Here is a 17,416-nt window from a genome sequence, read left to right on the forward strand (position 1 = left end):
CTGCGGCGATATCGCCCAGCCCACACGGTCCAGGCGCGTCCGGCGGCCCGAAGGCCGGCCCTGCGCCGGCCAGCAACGCTCCAGTACCGTGGATGGATGGCCAGGGCACGGGACGACGACGCCTGCCCCGGCGCGCTGCGCACCCACCGCGCCGCCGATGGCGAGCTCGCACGTATCCGGTTGCCGGGTGGGATGATCACCGCCGCACAGCTGGACGCGCTCGCCCTGGCCGCCATCGATCACGGTTCCCCGGCGCTTGAGCTGACCTCCCGTGGCAACATCCAGATCCGCGCCCTGCACGACCCCGCCGCCGTGGCCGCCGCCATCGAGGCGGTCGGGTTGCTGCCGTCGACCGACCACGAGCGGGTCCGAAACATCGTCGCCTCCCCGCTGTCCGGGCGCCGCGACGGGCTCTGCGACGTCCGCGGACTGGTCGGCGACCTGGACACCGCGCTGCAACGCGACCCCCGGCTGACCACCCTGCCGGGGCGGTTCCTGTTCGGCATCGACGACGGCCGCGGCGACGTATCCGGGCTGGGCGCCGACGCCGGCGTGCACGCCGTGGACGGCGCCACCGCGGCGCTTCTGTTGGCCGGTCGCGACACCGGGGTGCGCATCCCGACCTCCGACACCGTCGCCGCCCTGCTCGACATCGCCCACCGGTTCACCGAGACCCGCGGAAAGGCCTGGCGGGTAAGCGAACTCGACGACACATCCGGCCTGATCGCCGGGTTGTCGCCGAGCGGGCCGCCGGTGGTGATCCCGTCCGGGTACACCCGGCCGCCGGTCGGCTGGATCGAGCAGGACGACGGCCGGATCTGCCTGGGCGCCGCCGTGCCGCTGGGCGTGCTGGACGCCGGCGTGGCGCGGTATCTGGCCGCGGTCGGCGCGCCGCTGGCGGTCACACCGTGGCGGTCGGTGCTGCTGTTCGACCTCGACGATGACGTCGCCGACGTCGCGCTGCGGGTGCTCGCACCGCTGGGACTGGTCTTCGACGAGAACTCGCGATGGCTGTCGCTGTCGGCGTGTACCGGCAGCCCGGGCTGCGCCAACTCGCTGGCCGATGTGCGCGCCGATGCCGCCGCGGCCCTCGACGATCCCGTCCCCGGGGGCACACACCGGCACTTCGTGGGCTGCGATCGCGCCTGCGGCAGCCCGGCCGACGGCGAGGTGCTGGTCGCGACGGGAGAGGGCTACCGGGCCCGAGACGCCCACCCGTAGGGTGAGCGGATGCTCGACTACATCCGCGACGCCGCCGAGATCTACCGGCAGTCGTTCGCGACGATCCGCGACGAGGCGGACCTCACGCGCTTCCCCGAGGATGTCGCACGGGTGGTCGTGCGGCTGATCCACACCTGCGGGCAGATCGACGTCGCCGATCACATCGCGTTCACCGCCGACGTCGTCGCCCGAACCCACGCCGCCCTGGCCGCCGGCGCCCCGGTGCTGTGCGACTCCTCGATGGTCGCCGCCGGCATCACCCGCTCCCGACTGCCCGCGGCCAACGAGGTGGTCTCGCTGGTCGCCGACCCGCGCGCACCCGCGCTGGCCGCCAGCCTGCAGACCACCCGGTCGGCGGCCGCGATCGACCTCTGGGCCGACCGGATGGCGGGCGCCGTCGTGGCGATCGGCAACGCCCCGACCGCGCTCTTCCGGCTGCTCGAGCTCGTCGACGACGGGATGGCCGCGCCGGCGGCGGTACTGGGCGGACCCGTCGGGTTCGTCGGATCGGCGCAGTCCAAGCAGGAGTTGATCGACTCCCCGCGCGGCATGTCCTATCTGGTGGTGACCGGCCGCCGCGGCGGCAGCGCGATGGCCGCGGCGGCTGTCAATGCGATGGCGGCCGAGAAAGAATGAGCGGGAACCGGGAAGCACCCCGGCGGGGAACGCTGTGGGGCGTCGGGCTCGGCCCCGGGGACCCCGAGCTCGTCACCGTCAAGGCGGCCCGGGTGATCGGGGCGGCCGAGGTGGTGGCCTACCACAGCGCGCGGCACGGACACAGCATCGCGCGCTCGATCGCAAAGCCGTATCTACGCGCCGGGCAGATCGAGGAGCACCTGGTCTATCCGGTCACCACCGAGACCGCCGACCATCCGGGCGGCTACGCCGGTGCGATGGAGGACTTCTACCGGGAATCCGCCGAGCGCATCGCGGCGCACCTGGACGCCGGTCGCGACGTCGCGCTGCTCGCCGAGGGCGACCCGCTGTTCTACAGCTCCTACATGCACATGCACACCCGGTTGACCGAGCGCTTCGACGCGGTGATCGTGCCCGGGGTGACCTCGGTCAGCGCCGCCTCGGCAGCGGTGTCGACTCCCCTGGTCCAGGGTGACCAGGTGCTGACGATCCTGCCGGGAACGCTGCCCGCCGACGAACTCGAGCGCCGGCTGGCCGACACCGACGCCGCGGTGATCCTCAAGCTGGGACGCTCGTATCCCGTTGTGCGCCAGGCGCTTTCGGATTCCGGACGGCTCGATGAGGCGTTCTACGTGGAACGGGCCAGCACCGACCGGCAGCGGGTGCTGGCGGCGGCCGACGTCGACGACGCATCGGTGCCGTACTTCGCGTTGGCGATGGTCGCCGGCGCCCGGCGGGCACCAGCGGGCACCGGGACCGTCGCGGTGGTCGGGCTGGGGCCCGGCGACCCGGACTGGATGACACCGCAGAGCCGCCGCGAGCTGACCGCGGCCACCGACCTGATCGGCTACGGCCCCTATCTGGACCGGGTGCCGCTCCGCGACGGTCAGCACCGGCACCCCAGCGACAACACCGACGAGCCCGCCCGCGCCCGGCTGGCCTGCACGCTCGCCGAGCAGGGCCGCACCGTGGCGGTGGTGTCGTCCGGCGATCCGGGGGTGTTCGCGATGGCCACCGCGGTGCTCGAAGAGGCCAAGCAGTGGCCCGGCATCGCGGTCCGGGTGATCCCCGCGATGACGGCCGCCCAGGCGGTGGCCAGCCGGGTGGGCGCGCCGCTGGGCCACGACTACGCGGTGATCTCGCTGTCCGACCGGCTCAAGCCGTGGGACGTCATCGCCGAACGGCTCACCGCCGCGGCCCGCGCCGACATGGTGCTGGCCATCTACAACCCGGCGTCGAAGACGCGCACCTGGCAGGTCGGCGCGATGCGCGACCTGCTGCTCGAGCACCGCGACCCCGGCACACCGGTGATCATCGGCCGCGACGTCTCGGGTCCGGCGGAGACGGTGACGGTGGTCCGGCTGGCCGATCTGGATCCCGCCGCCGTCGACATGCGGTGCCTGCTGATCATCGGGTCGTCGCAGACCCAGTGGTACTCGGCCGGCGACGGCAGCCCCGATCGGGTCTTCACGCCGCGTCGCTACCCCGGCTGTTGACAGCCGTCGTTCATCGTTGACAGTCGTCAGAACCGCGGGCTAATGTCGCGCGTCACAGGCCCAGGAACGGAGGGCGCTGCGGTGCAGCGAGGACTACCGGTGCGGTCGCCGACCGACCGGCGCCAACCGCAGAAGAGCGACCTGCGCCGCAGCGCGATCCTGGAGTCACTCGACCACCACCTGCGCGAATCGGGCTTCGACGGCATCAACATCGCCGACGTCACCCGCCGCGCCGGCGTGACCCGGTCGGCGTTCTACTTCTATTTCGAGAACAAGGCCGCCGCCGTCGCCGCGCTGCTGGAACCTATGTACGACGACGGGTTCATCGCCGGGGACATCCTGACCGACACCGCCCGGACGCCGCGATACCGGATCCGCGCCATGGTCGAGGCCCTGCTCGACACCGCCGACCAGCACCGCTACCTACTGGAGGCGATGCTCGACGCCAAGGCGACCAGCCCGGCGATCCGCGCGGTCTGGGACGACGCCCGGGAATCCTTCGTGCCGACCGTCGCGGCGATGATCGCCGCCGAACGTCGCGCCGGGCGCGCACCGGACGGCCCACCGACGGAGGTGATCGCCGGCATGCTGCTGGAGTTCAACGACCGACTGCTGGAGCGCTACACGCTCGGCGGACCACTGACCCGCGACCAGCTTCGCGACGGTGCGGAGACGGTGTGGTTGCGCACCGTCTACGGCGATGTCGGCGCGCTGGGCGCCGGCGAGGGACGGAGGGTCACATCGTGACGATTCCCCGCAGACCCGAGGACATCACCCCGGCCTGGCTGGGCTCGGTGCTGGGCACCGAGGTCACGGCCGTGCAGGTGACGGCCATCGGCACCGGACAGACCGGCGCCACCTACCGGGTGGCCGCCGAATACCCGGCCGGGGCCGGCGCGCCGCCGACGTTCGCGGTGAAACTCCCCGCCCAGGACGACGCCGTTCGTGAACGCGTCGCGTTCGGATACCTCTCCGAGGTGGGGTTCTACTCCGAGGTGTGCGAGCACGTGGCGATCCCGGTGCCGAGCTGCTTCCACAGCGAGATCTCCTCCGATGGAAGCGATTTCGTGCTGCTGCTGGCCGATATGGCACCTGCGGAACAGGGTGACCAGATCGCGGGCTGCTCCCCCGCCGAGGCCGCACTGGCGGTCGAGGCGCTCGCGGGTCTGCACGGACCCAGCTGGTGCGATCAGCGCTGGTGCGACCTGCCGTCGATCGTGATGCCCAAGCCCGGCGACGCGGAGGCCGCCAAGGGGCTGGGCGACATCGCGGCGATGGCCGCCGGTATCACGCTGGACAAACTCGGCGGCTCGGTCGGCGACGAGGATCGCGACACGCTGACCACCTCGATGAGCCTGGTCGGCCCGTGGCTGATGGCGGTGCCGCAACGGTTCTCGCTGATGCACGGCGACTACCGGCTGGACAATCTGCTGTTCGATCCGGACCGGACCCACGTCACCGTCGTCGACTGGCAGACCATCGGGGTGGGCCTGCCCGCTCGCGACCTCGCCTACTTCACCGCCACCAGCCTGCTGCCCGACGACCGGGCCGGCGTCGAGCGCGAGCTCGTCGAGCGCTACCACACGGCGCTGGTCGGTTATGGCGTCACCGACTACGACGCCGAAACGTGTTGGCACGATTACCGTCTGGGCGTACTTCAGGCTCCGCTGCTGACCACGCTCGGGTACGCGTTCGCCGCGTCCACCGAGCGCGGCGACGAGATGATCCTGACCATGCTGCACCGGGGCTGCCGGGCGATCCGCGAGCTGGACGCGATCGAGCTCGTCAGGTCGTATCAGGCTTCGACACCGTCCACTGGGTGACCGGCATCGCCGGCCGCCAGCCGGTGAACGAACCGACCGGCTCTCCGCGGTAGTGCTGGAACCTGCGCAGCTGTCCGCCGCAGCGGCCATACCACTGGGCCAGAACGGCTTCGGACTCTGCGGTCACGGCGTTGGCGACCAGGCGGCCGCCCGGCGGCAGCTTGTCCCAGCACGCCTGCATCAGCCCGGGGCCGCTCACCCCGCCGCCGACGAAGATCACCGCCGGGGGCGCGACGTGTTCGAAGGACTCCGGGGCGCCGAAGGACACCTCGACGGGCACACCGAAGGCCATCGCATTGGCCGCGATCCGGGCCCGGCGATCGGGGTCACGCTCGAACGCGGTGGCCCGGCACCCCGGCGCGCTGCGGCACCACTCGACGGCGACACTGCCCGCCCCCGCCCCGACGTCCCACAGGTGCTCACCGGCCCTGGGCGAGAGCGCGGCCAGGGTCACCGCCCGCATGTCCTGCTTTGTGATCTGCCCGTCGTGGGCGAACACCTCGTCGGGCAGCGTCGCGAAGACCCGCTCGTCGGGCAGGTACCGGATCGCCATCACGTTGAGATCGTCGACGTCGCCCGGCGGGCGGCGGGCCCACTCCGCCGCGGTCGACGACCGACGCAGCTCCCTGGGCCCACCGAGCTGCTCGAGCAGGGTGATCTCCGAATCGCCGCGACCGGTCTCGGTGAGCAGCCGGGCCAGCTCGGCCGGTGTGGTGGCGTCGCGGGACAGCACCACCGCCTGCCCGCCGCGCCGCACCGCGGTGGTCGGCTGCTGCCACACCAGGCTGATCACCTCGGTGTCCTGCACCGGCCAGCCCACCCTCGAACACGCCAGCGTCACCGACGACACGTGCGGTAGCACCGCGACCCGATCGGCGCCGTGGATCCGGATCAGCGTGCTGCCGACCCCGTGCAACAGTGGGTCCCCGCTGGCCACCACGTGGACGTCGCCGTCGACGTCGTCGGCGAACGTGTGCAGCGCCGGCAGCATCGGGCTGGGCCAGCACCGCCGGACCGCCGTCACGGTGTCGTCGAGCAGGTCGAGCTGGCGCTGCGACCCGTACACCACGGTCGCCCGGCCCAGTTCGGCGCGCGACGGCGGCGCCAGCCCCGCCATGCCGTCGGCACCGATGCCCACCACCACTATCACCTCGGCAACCTCCGCCAGATCGCCCGCGGCATCACCCGGAACCCGAAGGCCAGCACCGCCAGCGCGGGCGGCACCCACACCACCCTTTTACCCTTGCGCAACGCCCGCACGGTCGCCTCGGCCACCTGCTCGGGCGTGCTCGACAGCGGCGCTGGGCTCATCCCGTCGGTCATCCGGCCGATCACGAAACCGGGCCGCACCAGCAGCAGTCGCACGCCCGAGCCGTGCAAGGCGTCGGTGAGACCGCTGCAGAAGGCGTCCAGCCCGGCCTTGGCCGAGCCGTACAGGTAGTTCGCGCGCCGCGCCCGCACCCCGGCCACCGACGAGAACGCGACGATGTCGCCGCGGCCGGCGGTGCGCATCGTCTCGGCCAGCACCGTCAGCAGGCTGACCTGCGCGACATAGTCGGTGTGCACGACCGCCGCCGCATGCGCCGGGTCGGACTCGGCACGGGCCTGGTCGCCCAGCACGCCGAAGGCGAGCACCGCGGTGCCGATGGGCCCGTGCGCGGCGACGACGGCCTCGACGATGCCCGGGTGTCCGGCCAGGTCGTCGGCGTCGAAGGCCACCGCGTGCACCGCTGCGGCGCCGGCGCGCCGGAGGGTTTCCACCTCGGCGGCCAGATCGTCGGGACGCCGCGCGGCGAGCACCACCGTGGCACCGGGCGCCAACCGCCGGGCCACCGCGACACCGATCTCGCTTCGGCCGCCGAAGACCACAACCAGGTGGCCGTCCGCCGTGTCGTTCATGGCAGCGATTATGTCCTGCGCTAGCGTGGACCCGATGGCGAAGACAACCACGCGGCTCACCACAGATGCTCTGGCGTTCCTCACCGAACGTCACCTGGCGATGCTGACCACGCTGCGCTCCGACCAGTCCCCGCACGTGGTGGCGGTCGGGTTCACCTTCGACCCCACCACCCACATCGCGCGGGTCATCACCACCGGCGGCTCCCAGAAGGCGGTCAACGCCGACCAGCGCGGGGTGGCCGTGCTCAGCCAGGTCGACGGTGCCCGCTGGCTGTCTTTGGAGGGCAAGTCCAGCGTGCACACCGACATCGACGCCGTCCGCGACGCCGAGTTGCGCTACGCCCAGCGCTACCGCACCCCGCGGCCCAACCCGAAGCGGGTCGTCATCGAGGTGCGGGTCGAGCGGGTGCTGGGCTCCTCGGATCTGCTCGACCACCGCGAGGACTGACCCTCAGGACACCGGCACCACGACCAACTCGTGGGGCCGGTTGTTCACCGACAGCGCGCCGTCCGCGGTGACGATCACGATGTCCTCGATGCGGGCCCCCCACTGGCCCGGGAAGTAGATGCCCGGCTCCACCGAGAACGCCATCCCCTGCCGCAGCGGTAACCGGTTGCCCGCCACGATGTAGGGCTCCTCGTGCACCGACAGCCCGATGCCGTGGCCGGTGCGGTGCACGAACGCCTCGGCCATGCCCTCGTCGGCCAGCACGTCGCGGGCGACCGCGTCGACCTGCTCGGCCGTCACCCCGGGGCGCACCGCGTCGACGGCCGCCCGCTGCGCGCGCTGCAGCACCGCGTACCGCCGCGCCACCTCCGCGTCGGGCTCACCGAGGCTGTAGGTGCGGGTGCAGTCGGAGTTGTAGCCCGGTTCGTAGGGACCGCCGATGTCCACCACCACGATGTCGCCCGCCTGCAGCTCCCGGTCCGAGCACTCGTGGTGCGGGTCGGCGCCGTGCGGGCCCGACCCGACGATGATGAAGGCCACTTCCGAATGCCCCTCGGCGACAATCGCTTCGGCGATGTCGGCGGCGACGTCGGCCTCGGTGCGGCCGGGCGCCAGGAACTCCGGGACCCGGGCGTGCACCCGGTCGATCGCCGCCCCGGCCTTGCGCAGCGCGTCGATCTCGGCCGGGTCCTTGATCATCCGCAACCGGCGCAGCACGTCGGTCGCCAGCACCGGGACCACCCCGAGCAGGTCGGCGAGCGGCAGCAGGTGCAGGGCCGGCATCGAGTCGGTGACCGCCACGGCCGGCTCCTCGCGTGCGCCCCTGCCTTCTTGCTCCTCGCGTGCGCCCAAGGCATCGGCAACCAGCCGGTACGGATCCTGCCCGTCCACCCAGTCATGCACTGCGACACCGAGTTCGGTGACCGCGGACTCGTGCAGCGAGGCCAGCTCCAGGCGCGGCACCACGATGGTCGGGGCGCCCCCGACGGGCAGCACCAGCGCGGTCAGCCGCTCGAAGGTCTGCGCGCGCGAACCCACCAGGTAGCGCAGGTCGTAGCCCGGCGTGATGACCAGGCCGGTCAGGCCCGCCTCGGCCGCCGCCTCGGCCGCCGCGGCCAGCCGGTGCGCGTATACCTCGGTGCTGAAACGGCCCTGGCTCATCCGTTCAGGCTAGTCCCGGGCAGGATGGCACGCATGAGCTCACCGCTGCTGCTGCTCGACGGCGCGAGCATGTGGTTCCGTTCGTATTTCGGCGTGCCGTCGTCGATCACCGCACCCGACGGCCGGCCGGTCAACGCGGTCCGCGGCTTTCTCGACGCGGTCGCGACGCTGGTCAACCGGGAGCGCCCGCACCGGCTGGTGGTGTGCCGCGACGACGACTGGCGCCCGCAGTGGCGGGTCGACCTGGTCCCGTCGTACAAGGCGCACCGGGTGGCCGAGCCGGCCGGCCCGGGCGCCGCGCCGGGGGAACCCGACGTCGAAGAGGTCCCCGACGATCTCACCCCGCAGGTCGACATGATCATGGAGATTCTCGACGCGTTCGGCATCGCCACCGCAGGCGCGGCACAGTTCGAGGCCGACGACGTGCTGGGAACGCTGGCCGACCGGGAACGCCGCGACCCGGTGCTGGTGGTCAGCGGCGACCGCGACCTGTTGCAGCTGGTCCGCGACGAACCGGTACCGGTGCGGGTGCTCTACCTGGGCCGCGGCCTGGCCAAGGCCACCGTCTTCGGCCCCCTCGAGGTCGCCGAGGCTTACCGGGTGCCGGTCGATCGCGCCGGGCCCGCCTACGCGGAGCTGGCACTGCTGCGCGGCGACCCGTCCGACGGCCTGCCCGGCGTCGCCGGCATCGGTGAGAAGACCGCGGCCACGCTGCTGGCCCGGCACGGGTCGCTGGAACGGGTCCTGGCCGCCGCCGGGGACCCGTCCTCGTCGCTGTCGAAGGCCCACCGGGCCAAGCTGCTGGCAGCCGGCGACTATCTCGGCAGGGCCGAGCCGGTGGTCCGGGTCGCCACCGACGCCGACGTGACGTTCTCGACGTCCTCGGACGCGCTGCCGCTGGCCGCACGCGACCCGGGCCGGGTCGCCGAACTGGCCGAGCGCTACGGCGTGACCTCGTCGATCGGGCGCCTGCAGGCGGCGCTGGACAAGCTGCCCGGCTGAGCCGCTACTTCGGGCGGCCCACCTCGTAGGTGCCGCTGTCGTCCTGGAACGTGACCGTCACCTGGCGCTTGGTGCCGTCGATGCTCACCTCGCAGTTGAAGGTGTCGCCCTTCTTGACCGTCGGGCTGACGCCGTTGTTGCACTTGACGTCTTTGACGTTCTTGGCGCCGTAGCCGTTGGTCTCGTCGGTGAGGATCTGCTGCACGCCGGCCTGGGCGGCGTCGATGTCCAGCTTGGTGGTGACGAAGAAGCCCGGCTTCCAGAATCCGAGGACCAGCACCACGGCGACGATGACGGCGGCGAGCAGGCCGACGACGCCGCCGATGACCGCCAGCGAGCGCTTGGAGCTCTCCTCGCTGCCCGGGGTCGGATATCCGGTGGCCGGGTATTGGCCGTACTGGCCGTACTGGCCGGGCTGCTGGCCATACCCCGGCTGCTGGCCGTAGGCCTCCTGCTGACCGTACTGCTGACCGTAGGCGCCGGATTGACCGTACTGACCGGGTGGCGGGTAGCCGGCCGGGTTGTACTGGGTGGGCTGCTGGCTGTACTGGTCGGCGCCCGGATACTGCTGGGGCGGGTACGTCGGCGGCTGGCCCGGCTGCTGGTACTGCTGGTACTGCTGCGGCGGGTACGCCGGAGGCTGCCAGGACTGCTGGTCGGGCGACCCGGACGGCTGCTCGGATCCCGGGGTCGGCGGTTGCCAACCCTGGTTGCCCTGAGCCTCGCCCGACGGCTGATCCGTGCCCGACTCAGGCTGCTGACCCGGCCATTGCTGGGTCGGATCAGATCCCTGCGGTCCGCTCATTTCTCTCCTCGTGGTCCGCGGCTGGTGTGCCGTCTGGTGGCGCGGTGCCAATCTGTTCGGGCGTGCTGGCCACACACACTACCCGGCATCAACAGCTACGACGCCGCGCCGAACGTCGTTGATCGCGCGTTTCGCGGTCGCCCGCAGTGCCGGTGACGGAGCGGCGTTGCGGACCTGATCAGCCAGGTCCAGCACCTGACGACACCATCGCACGAAATCGCCCGCTGACATGGAAACCCCGGTTCCCGCCGTGTCGGACGCCGCCAGCGCGGAGGCCAGGTCCCCGGTGGTCGCCCACCGGTGGATCGGGGCCACGAAACCGTCGTCGGGTTCCCGGCTCTGGGTCAGCCGGTGCCGCTGCTCGTCGGAGCGCAGCTCGGTCCACAGCCGACGGGTCTGGTTGAGCGCCCGGCGCAGCCGTCCGGTCGGGATGTCCGCGCCATCCGGCACGCCGCCGTCGCGGCGGGACTCGTAGAGCACCGAGGACAGTGCGGCGGCCAACTCCGCGGCGTCGAGGCCCTCCCACACGCCCGAGCGCAGGCACTCGGCGACCAGCAGGTCGCTCTCGCTGTAGATCCGGGCCAGCAGCCTGCCGTCGTCGGTCACCACGGGATGCGACGGCTCGCCGTCGGACGCCCGATCACCATCGGAGGTCGAGGAGCCATCGGAGGTCGAGGCGCCCTGGATGATGAAGCCGCGCTCGGTGAGCAGCACGACGATCCGGTCGAAGGTGTTGGCCAGCGAGTTCGTCGCCGTCGCGATCTCGGCACGCAACTGTGCGTTGTCGTGTTCGATCTTCAGGTAGCGCTCCGCGACGCGGACCCGGTCCTCCCGGTCGGGCAGCTGATGGGCCCGGTGGGCCCGCATCCGGTCGCGCAGCGCCACCAACTCCGGGTCGATGTCGGGGTCGGTGGCCTCGCCGCTGCGCCGGCGGCGCGCCGAGGGCGCATCCAGGCCGGCGGCCGCCGACCGCAGCGCCGAGGCCAGGTCGCGGCGGGCGCGCGGATTGCGGTGCTCGACGCGCTTGGGCAGCGACATCGTGCCCATCCGCCCGCCGGCGCCGGAGTAGTCGGCCGATGAGATGCGGCCCGCCCAGCGGTGCTCGGAGAGCACCAGCGGCCGCGGATCGTCCTCGTCGCGGGCCGGTTCGAGCACCACCGCCAGCCCGCTGTGCCGGCCGTGGGTGATGGTGATGATGTCACCGCGGCGCAACGCGGCCAGCGCGTCATTGGCGGCCTGCCGCCGCTGCAGCCGCGAGGCCCGGGACTGGGCCCGCTCCCGCGCCGAGATCTGGGCGCGCAGCCGGGCATAGTCGAGGATCGCGGCGTCGCGGCCACCGAGCTCGCCGGCCAGTTCGGCGAGCATCCGCTCGCCCCGCTGCACACCGCGCACCAGCCCCGACACCGACCGGTCCGCCTGGTACTGGGCGAACGAGCGCTCCAACAGCTGGTGCGCCTGCTGCGGGCCCATCTGGTGCACCAGGTTGATGGTCATGTTGTAGGTCGGGGCGAACGAGCTGCGCAGCGGGAAGGTCCGGGTGGACGCCAGCCCGGCGATCTCGGCCGGCTCGGCGGTGCTGTCGTTGGGGTTCCACAGCACCACCGCATGGCCCTCGACGTCGATCCCGCGACGCCCGGCCCGGCCGGTGAGCTGGGTGTACTCCCCCGGCGTCAGCGGCATGTGCTGCTCGCCGTTGAACTTGACCAGCCGCTCCAGCACCACGGTGCGGGCGGGCATGTTGATGCCCAGCGCCAGCGTCTCGGTGGCGAACACCGCCTTGACCAGCCCGGCGGTGAACAGCTCCTCGACGGTGTGGCGGAACGTCGGCAACATGCCCGCGTGGTGGGCGGCCAGACCCCGCAACAACCCGTCGCGCCACTCGTGGAAGTCCAGCACGACCAGGTCGGAGTCGTTCAGGTCGGCCGTGCGGCGATCGACGATCTCGGCGATGCGCGCCCGCTCCTGCTCGGTGGTCAGCCGCAGCGGGGAACGCAGGCACTGCTTGACGGCCGCGTCACACCCGGCCCGGGAGAAGATGAACGTGATAGCGGGCAGCAGCCCGCGTTCCGCCAGCACGCCGATCACGTCGGGCCGGCCGGGGCTGCGGTACAGCCCGGGACGGCCCGACCGGCCCCGGCCCCGCGGCTGCCAGTCGGCGAGCCGGTCGGCCTCGCGCCGGTGGGCGATGTGGCGCAGCAGTTCCGGATCGACGACCAGGTCATGGCCCGCACCGACGGGGCTCGCGGCCGGCCCGGCGGTGCGGTAGTCGAACAGGTCGAGCAGCCGCTTGCCGACCAGCACGTGCTGCCACAGCGGCACCGGGCGGTGCTCGTCGACGACGACGGTGGTGTCGCCGCGCACCGCCTTGATCCAGCCACCGAACTCCTCGGCGTTGCTGACCGTCGCCGACAGGCTGACCAGCCGGACGTCGTCGGGCAGGTGCAGGATCACCTCCTCCCACACCGCGCCGCGCATCCGGTCGGCCAGAAAGTGCACCTCGTCCATCACGACATAGGAAAGACCGTGCAGCGCATGAGAATCCGCGTACAGCATGTTGCGCAGCACCTCGGTGGTCATCACCACGACGTCGGCGTCCCCGTTGATCGCCTGATCACCGGTGAGCAGCCCGATGCGCTCCGGGCCGTACCGGCGCACCAGGTCGTTGTGCTTCTGGTTGCTCAGCGCCTTGATCGGCGTGGTGTAGAAGCACTTTCGCCCGGCCGCCAGCGCCAGGTGTACCGCGAACTCGCCGACGACGGTCTTGCCCGCGCCGGTCGGGGCGCAGACCAGCACGCCGTGGCCCTGGGCCAGCGCGTCACAGGCCCGGCGCTGGAACGGGTCCAGCGCGAACGACAGCTGCGAGGTGAAATCCTCGAGCGTGGGTGCGGGAACCTCAGGTGGCTTGATCATCGAAGTCATCGACCACAAGCCGCGACGACACGGCCGACGGCGTCTCGATCGCCTCGGCCGCGCCGATCGCTTCGGCCGCGCCGATCGGCGCGGCCTCGTCGTCGGGGACCTCCTCGAGCGCGGCCCGGCGCGCCCTGCGCCGGTCGTTGAGCCGGGCGATCTGGATCGCCACCTCCAGCAGCATGGTCAGCGCCAGGGCCAGCGCCAGCATCGAGAATGGGTCGGAGCCGGGGGTCGCGAAGGCGGCGAAGATGAACAGGCCCATGATCAGCCCGCGGCGCCACGCCTTGAGCCGCTCGTAGGTCAGCACGCCGACCAGGTTGAGCATGATGATCAGCAGCGGGAACTCGAAGCTGATCCCGAACACCAGCAGCAGGTTGATCAGGAAGCCGAAGTACTGGTCGCCCGACAGCGCGGTCACCTGGACGTCGCTGCCCACGGTGAGCAGGAAACCCAACGCCTTGGACAGCACCACGTAGGCCAGCACCGCACCGGAGATGAACAGGATCGCGCCCAGCGAGACGAACGCCACCGCGAACCGGCGTTCCCGGGAATACAGGCCCGGGGTGATGAACGCCCACAGCTGGTGGAGCCACACCGGGCAGGCCAGCACCAGACCTGCGGTGAGCGCCACCTTGAGCCGCAGCATGAACTGGTCGAACGGCGCGGTGGCCAGCAGCCTGCACTGCCCGTCGGGGGCGATCGACGCCCGTGACGAGTCCGGCAGCGAGCAGTAGGGGCCCCGCAGCCAGTCGCCGAGGCTGGGCAGCCCGAACACCCCGTGGCTGTACCAGATGAACCCGAGGACCGTCGTCACCAGGACGGCGAGCACCGAGATGAGCAACCGGCCGCGGAGTTCGGTGAGGTGCTCGACGAGCGACATCGTGCCGTCGGGGTTGACGCGCGACCGGCGCCGGCGCGGGTCCAGCTTCTTCAGGAATCCGGGGATCTGCACGACGGGCTGCCTAGCTGATGCCTAGATGATGCGCGGAACGCGTGCACCCGCCGCGCGGCACGGTGCCGCGCGGCGAGAAACGGCCGCTCAGGCCGGGCGCTTGTCCGACGAGGGCTCGGTCGAGGCCTGCGTGCCGGTGCCGTCGGCGCCGTTGATCGGGTCTGGCACCCGCTCCGAGGTGATCTGCGTCGGCTGTTCCGGCTTGGCCGAGCCGGACTCCGACTGCATCTCCTTGATCTCGGACTTGAAGATCCGCATCGACTTGCCGAGTGAGCGCGCCGCATCGGGGAGTTTCTTGGCGCCGAACAGCAACACGAACACGGCGATGACGATGATCCAGTGCCAGGGTTGTAGACCACCCAATTTGGTTACCTCCAGACGTCTGCGCCGAGTCTACTCGTCCGACGGTTCCATACCGACCCGATAGGCGTCCAGCGCAGCCGATGCCGCCCCGCGCACCCGATCGGCCAGTTGCGGCGGCGCGAGCACCCGCACGGCGGATCCGAAGCCCAACACGAACCGCGCCATCCACACCTCGGACGCATACGTCATCGCAGCCTCACACGAACCGTTCTCGAACTCCCGCAGAACCCGCAGTGGGTAGTAGTCGAACATCCACGACGCCGAACGCGCGACCAGCAGTGTCGCGGTGGGCAGCGACGGGTCGGCGGTGTCGGGGTCGAACAGCGAGGTGTCCGGTCCGGCCTGCACGGCCGGTGGCGGCGGTGCCGACGGTTCGTCGAGCACGCGGGCGTCGACGATGCGGTCGAACCGGAACAGCCGCACCCCCTCGGCCGACCGGCACCACGCCTCCAGGTAGCTGTGGTCGGCGACCAGCACCACCCGGATGGGGTCGACCACCCGGCTGGACAACATGTCGTGCGAGGCCGAGTAGTACTCGATCGCCAGCGCGCGGTCGCCGCGCACCGCGGTACGCACCGCCGCGGCCGCCTCGCTCTCCATCGGGGCGGGCTCGTCGACGGCACAGTCGACCTGGCTGTCGGGGCCGTACCCCGCCCGGCCCGCGGCCGACTCGATCTTGGCGATCGCGCTGCGCGCCGCCTCCGGATCCACCATTCCCGGCACGTCGGCCAGCGCGCGCAGCGCGATCAGCACACCGGTGGCCTCCGGGGAGGTCAGCCGCAGCGGGTGGTCGATTCCCGCGCTGAACGTCACCTCGATGGTGTCGCCGGAGAACTCGAAGTCGATCAGGTCGCCCGGCCCGTAGCCGGGCAGACCGCACATCCAGAGCTGGTTCAGGTCGTCGCGCAACTGCTTGACGCTCACCCCGAGGTCGGTCGCGGCCTCGGTGTAGGTGATCCGCGGGTTGGCCTGGAAATACGGCACCATGTTCAGCAGCCGGACCAGCCGCGCCGACGTCGCGGTCACGCGGTCACCTCCGAGCCGGTCGAGGCCTGCGCGGTCAGCCGGGCGACCACGTCGTCGACCAGGCTCGCCGGTTCCAGCGCGACCGCGTCGGCCCCGTAGCCGGCGATCTCGCGCGCGAGCCGGTCGAACATGCCGATCTCCACGCTGATCTCCGCGCCGGCCCGCCCGCCCAGTGTGCGCGGGCCCAGCACGGTGGCCCGGCGCCGCAGCGCGGTCGCCCTACCGTCGGCGACCCATACCCTGGCCTCGCCGGTGGCCGGCCGGTCACCGACCACCCGGTCGACGATCTCGCGCAGGTCCACCCCGTCCGGTCGGCGCACCGTGCCCGGTTCGCCGATCACGGTGACGTCGGCGCCGATGCGGGACAGCCGGAAGGTGCGCACCGCATCGCGGTCGCGGTCGTGGCCGACCAGGTACCAACGGCCCCGGTCGGTCACCACCCCCCACGGCTCGACGGTCCGGGTGACATAGGGCTCGCTGCGCGACGGGCGGTGCGGGAACTGCACCGGCACCCCGGAATCGATGGCGGACAACAGGATTCCCAGCACCTCCTCGGAGCCGCGCAATCCGGGCAGCGCGGCGGTGGAGGTGATCGCGACGTCACCGTCGACGGCTTCGATGTCGATGCCCGCGGCGCGCAGCTTCAGCAGCGCGCCCTGTGTCACGGTGATCAGTTCGGGCGACTCCCACAACTGGGTGGCCACCGCGACCGCGGCCGCCTCGTCGGGGGTCAGGTCGACGGCGGGCAGCGCATAGGCGTCCCGGTTGATCCGGTAGCCCTCGGCCGGGTCGGTCGAGGACACCCGGCCGGTCTCCAGCGGGATGCCCAGATCGCGCAGCTCGTTCTTGTCCCGTTCGAACATCCGCGAGAACGCCTCGTCGCTGCCGCCGGCGGGGTACCCGTAGACGGTTTCGCGGATCCGGTCGGCGGTGATGAACGTCCGGGTGGACAACAACGCGATGACGAGGTTCATCAGCCGTTCGACTTTGGAGATCCCCACGGTTAGAGCTTAAGGCGCTTCGCGGGTGTGGCCGGACGCCGAGGCGGCGCGTCTGACAGGATCTCAGGCCATGGGCACCCGCTGGCAGCAGTCCGACGCACCGCGTGGGCAGGACTACGACGCGCGATGGGAGCAGCTGGCGGCCACCGGCGCCGGCGTGCACGGCGAGGCCGACCTGATCGAGTCGCTGCTCCGGTCCGCGGGCGGCACCGACGTGCTCGACGCCGGCTGCGGCACCGGCCGGGTCGCGATCGAGCTGGCCGCGCGCGGGTTCTCGGTGGTCGGCCTGGACAACGACCGCGCGATGCTCGACGCAGCCCGGGCCAAGGCGCCGCACCTGCGGTGGATCGAGGCAGACCTGGTGGACACCGACGCGCGCATCGACGGGGCCTTCGACCTGGTGGCTCTGGCGGGCAACGTGATGATCTTCCTCGACCCGGGCACCGAGGCCAACGTGGTCGCCCAACTCGCCGACCGGCTACGACCCGGCGGGTCGATGGTGGCGGGCTTTCAGCTCAGGCCCGGGCGACTGTCGCTGGAGCGCTACGACGAGCTCGCCGAAGCGGCCGGCCTGACGCTGGTGGACCGGTGGGCGACGTGGGACCGTGAGCCGTTCCACGGCGGCGACTACGCGGTGTCGGTGCACGCCCGTCGGTGAGGGCGCCGGCCC

At 71.9% G+C, this 17,416-nt stretch carries 17 protein-coding genes; 8 read left to right on the forward strand and 9 right to left on the reverse strand.

What is annotated here, in order from left to right; all coding sequences use genetic code 11:
* Positions 1 to 96: 96 nt before the first annotated feature.
* From cobG to JDV09_RS13920, 5 genes are all read left to right on the forward strand, one after another.
* Positions 97 to 1,221 (forward strand): precorrin-3B synthase, encoded by a 1,125-nt coding sequence (cobG, locus tag JDV09_RS13900; protein ID WP_221369724.1) that lies wholly within the window; start codon positions 97 to 99, stop codon positions 1,219 to 1,221.
* 9 nt (positions 1,222 to 1,230) lie between these two features.
* On the forward strand, positions 1,231 to 1,857 hold the full coding sequence (locus JDV09_RS13905; RefSeq protein ID WP_221369725.1) for a precorrin-8X methylmutase: 627 nt from the start codon (positions 1,231 to 1,233) through the stop codon (positions 1,855 to 1,857).
* The gene (locus JDV09_RS13910) at positions 1,854 to 3,353 is read left to right on the forward strand and encodes a precorrin-2 C(20)-methyltransferase (protein ID WP_221369726.1); all 1,500 of its coding nucleotides are present in this window, start codon (positions 1,854 to 1,856) and stop codon (positions 3,351 to 3,353) included. Before JDV09_RS13905 ends, JDV09_RS13910 begins: the two co-directional genes overlap by 4 nt.
* Before the next feature lie 99 nt (positions 3,354 to 3,452).
* On the forward strand, positions 3,453 to 4,100 hold the full coding sequence (locus tag JDV09_RS13915) for a TetR/AcrR family transcriptional regulator (protein WP_221369727.1): 648 nt from the start codon (positions 3,453 to 3,455) through the stop codon (positions 4,098 to 4,100).
* Complete coding sequence (locus tag JDV09_RS13920; RefSeq protein ID WP_221369728.1) at positions 4,097 to 5,176, forward strand: phosphotransferase family protein; 1,080 nt, start codon at positions 4,097 to 4,099, stop codon at positions 5,174 to 5,176. The genes JDV09_RS13915 and JDV09_RS13920 overlap by 4 nt, the downstream gene beginning before the upstream one ends.
* Here JDV09_RS13920 and cbiE read toward each other — a convergent pair.
* Entirely contained in the window at positions 5,139 to 6,326 is a 1,188-nt protein-coding gene (cbiE, locus tag JDV09_RS13925; protein ID WP_221369729.1) for a precorrin-6y C5,15-methyltransferase (decarboxylating) subunit CbiE, read from the reverse strand. The genes JDV09_RS13920 and cbiE overlap by 38 nt on opposite strands.
* Positions 6,323 to 7,075, reverse strand: coding sequence for a decaprenylphospho-beta-D-erythro-pentofuranosid-2-ulose 2-reductase (gene dprE2 / locus JDV09_RS13930; protein ID WP_221369730.1), 753 nt, complete (start codon positions 7,073 to 7,075; stop codon positions 6,323 to 6,325). The genes cbiE and dprE2 overlap by 4 nt, the downstream gene beginning before the upstream one ends.
* 34 nt (positions 7,076 to 7,109) lie before the next feature.
* On the opposite strand from dprE2, the gene JDV09_RS13935 reads away from it, so the two are divergent.
* A complete protein-coding gene (locus JDV09_RS13935) occupies positions 7,110 to 7,523 on the forward strand; it encodes a F420-dependent biliverdin reductase (protein WP_221369731.1) in 414 nt (137 codons plus the stop codon).
* Positions 7,524 to 7,526: 3 nt separating this feature from the next.
* Here the strand turns inward: JDV09_RS13935 and JDV09_RS13940 are convergent, their stop codons facing one another.
* Positions 7,527 to 8,684, reverse strand: a complete 1,158-nt coding sequence (locus tag JDV09_RS13940) for a M24 family metallopeptidase (protein WP_221369732.1) — start codon at positions 8,682 to 8,684, stop codon at positions 7,527 to 7,529.
* Positions 8,685 to 8,717: 33 nt separating this feature from the next.
* On the opposite strand from JDV09_RS13940, the gene JDV09_RS13945 reads away from it, so the two are divergent.
* Positions 8,718 to 9,686 (forward strand): 5'-3' exonuclease, encoded by a 969-nt coding sequence (locus JDV09_RS13945; RefSeq protein WP_221369733.1) that lies wholly within the window; start codon positions 8,718 to 8,720, stop codon positions 9,684 to 9,686.
* A 4-nt stretch (positions 9,687 to 9,690) separates the two neighbouring features.
* Here the strand turns inward: JDV09_RS13945 and JDV09_RS13950 are convergent, their stop codons facing one another.
* The 6 genes from JDV09_RS13950 to JDV09_RS13975 all read right to left on the reverse strand — a co-directional run bounded on the left by JDV09_RS13950 (position 9,691) and on the right by JDV09_RS13975 (position 16,746).
* Positions 9,691 to 10,491: a DUF4333 domain-containing protein gene (locus JDV09_RS13950; RefSeq protein ID WP_221369734.1), complete on the reverse strand. Its 801-nt coding sequence runs from the start codon at positions 10,489 to 10,491 to the stop codon at positions 9,691 to 9,693.
* 78 nt (positions 10,492 to 10,569) lie between these two features.
* A complete protein-coding gene (locus JDV09_RS13955) occupies positions 10,570 to 13,401 on the reverse strand; it encodes a DEAD/DEAH box helicase (RefSeq protein WP_221369735.1) in 2,832 nt (943 codons plus the stop codon).
* Positions 13,385 to 14,356 (reverse strand): twin-arginine translocase subunit TatC, encoded by a 972-nt coding sequence (gene tatC / locus JDV09_RS13960; RefSeq protein ID WP_221369736.1) that lies wholly within the window; start codon positions 14,354 to 14,356, stop codon positions 13,385 to 13,387. The genes JDV09_RS13955 and tatC overlap by 17 nt, the downstream gene beginning before the upstream one ends.
* Before the next feature lie 87 nt (positions 14,357 to 14,443).
* The gene (gene tatA / locus JDV09_RS13965) at positions 14,444 to 14,719 is read right to left on the reverse strand and encodes a Sec-independent protein translocase subunit TatA (RefSeq protein ID WP_221369737.1); all 276 of its coding nucleotides are present in this window, start codon (positions 14,717 to 14,719) and stop codon (positions 14,444 to 14,446) included.
* A 30-nt stretch (positions 14,720 to 14,749) separates the two neighbouring features.
* Positions 14,750 to 15,745 (reverse strand): helix-turn-helix transcriptional regulator, encoded by a 996-nt coding sequence (locus JDV09_RS13970; RefSeq protein WP_221369738.1) that lies wholly within the window; start codon positions 15,743 to 15,745, stop codon positions 14,750 to 14,752.
* Entirely contained in the window at positions 15,742 to 16,746 is a 1,005-nt protein-coding gene (locus JDV09_RS13975) for a helix-turn-helix transcriptional regulator (protein ID WP_221369739.1), read from the reverse strand. Before JDV09_RS13975 ends, JDV09_RS13970 begins: the two co-directional genes overlap by 4 nt.
* A 70-nt stretch (positions 16,747 to 16,816) precedes the next feature.
* Here JDV09_RS13975 and JDV09_RS13980 point away from each other — a divergent pair, with 70 nt between their 5' ends.
* Positions 16,817 to 17,404, forward strand: coding sequence for a class I SAM-dependent DNA methyltransferase (locus JDV09_RS13980; RefSeq protein ID WP_221369740.1), 588 nt, complete (start codon positions 16,817 to 16,819; stop codon positions 17,402 to 17,404).
* The last annotated feature ends 12 nt before the right edge of the window (positions 17,405 to 17,416 follow it).

Origin of the sequence: Mycolicibacterium xanthum, assembly GCF_019710635.1 — a bacterium.
Lineage (GTDB): Bacteria > Actinomycetota > Actinomycetes > Mycobacteriales > Mycobacteriaceae > Mycobacterium > Mycobacterium xanthum.

Coding starts and splice junctions, on each gene's coding strand:
- cobG (WP_221369724.1), top strand. CDS start 97: ATGGCCAGGGCACGGGACGACGACGCCTGCCCCGGCGCGCTGCGCACC.
- JDV09_RS13905 (WP_221369725.1), top strand. CDS start 1,231: ATGCTCGACTACATCCGCGACGCCGCCGAGATCTACCGGCAGTCGTTC.
- JDV09_RS13910 (WP_221369726.1), top strand. CDS start 1,854: ATGAGCGGGAACCGGGAAGCACCCCGGCGGGGAACGCTGTGGGGCGTC.
- dprE2 (WP_221369730.1), bottom strand. CDS start 7,075: ATGAACGACACGGCGGACGGCCACCTGGTTGTGGTCTTCGGCGGCCGA.
- JDV09_RS13935 (WP_221369731.1), top strand. CDS start 7,110: ATGGCGAAGACAACCACGCGGCTCACCACAGATGCTCTGGCGTTCCTC.
- JDV09_RS13940 (WP_221369732.1), bottom strand. CDS start 8,684: ATGAGCCAGGGCCGTTTCAGCACCGAGGTATACGCGCACCGGCTGGCC.
- JDV09_RS13945 (WP_221369733.1), top strand. CDS start 8,718: ATGAGCTCACCGCTGCTGCTGCTCGACGGCGCGAGCATGTGGTTCCGT.
- JDV09_RS13950 (WP_221369734.1), bottom strand. CDS start 10,491: ATGAGCGGACCGCAGGGATCTGATCCGACCCAGCAATGGCCGGGTCAG.
- JDV09_RS13955 (WP_221369735.1), bottom strand. CDS start 13,401: ATGATCAAGCCACCTGAGGTTCCCGCACCCACGCTCGAGGATTTCACC.
- JDV09_RS13980 (WP_221369740.1), top strand. CDS start 16,817: ATGGGCACCCGCTGGCAGCAGTCCGACGCACCGCGTGGGCAGGACTAC.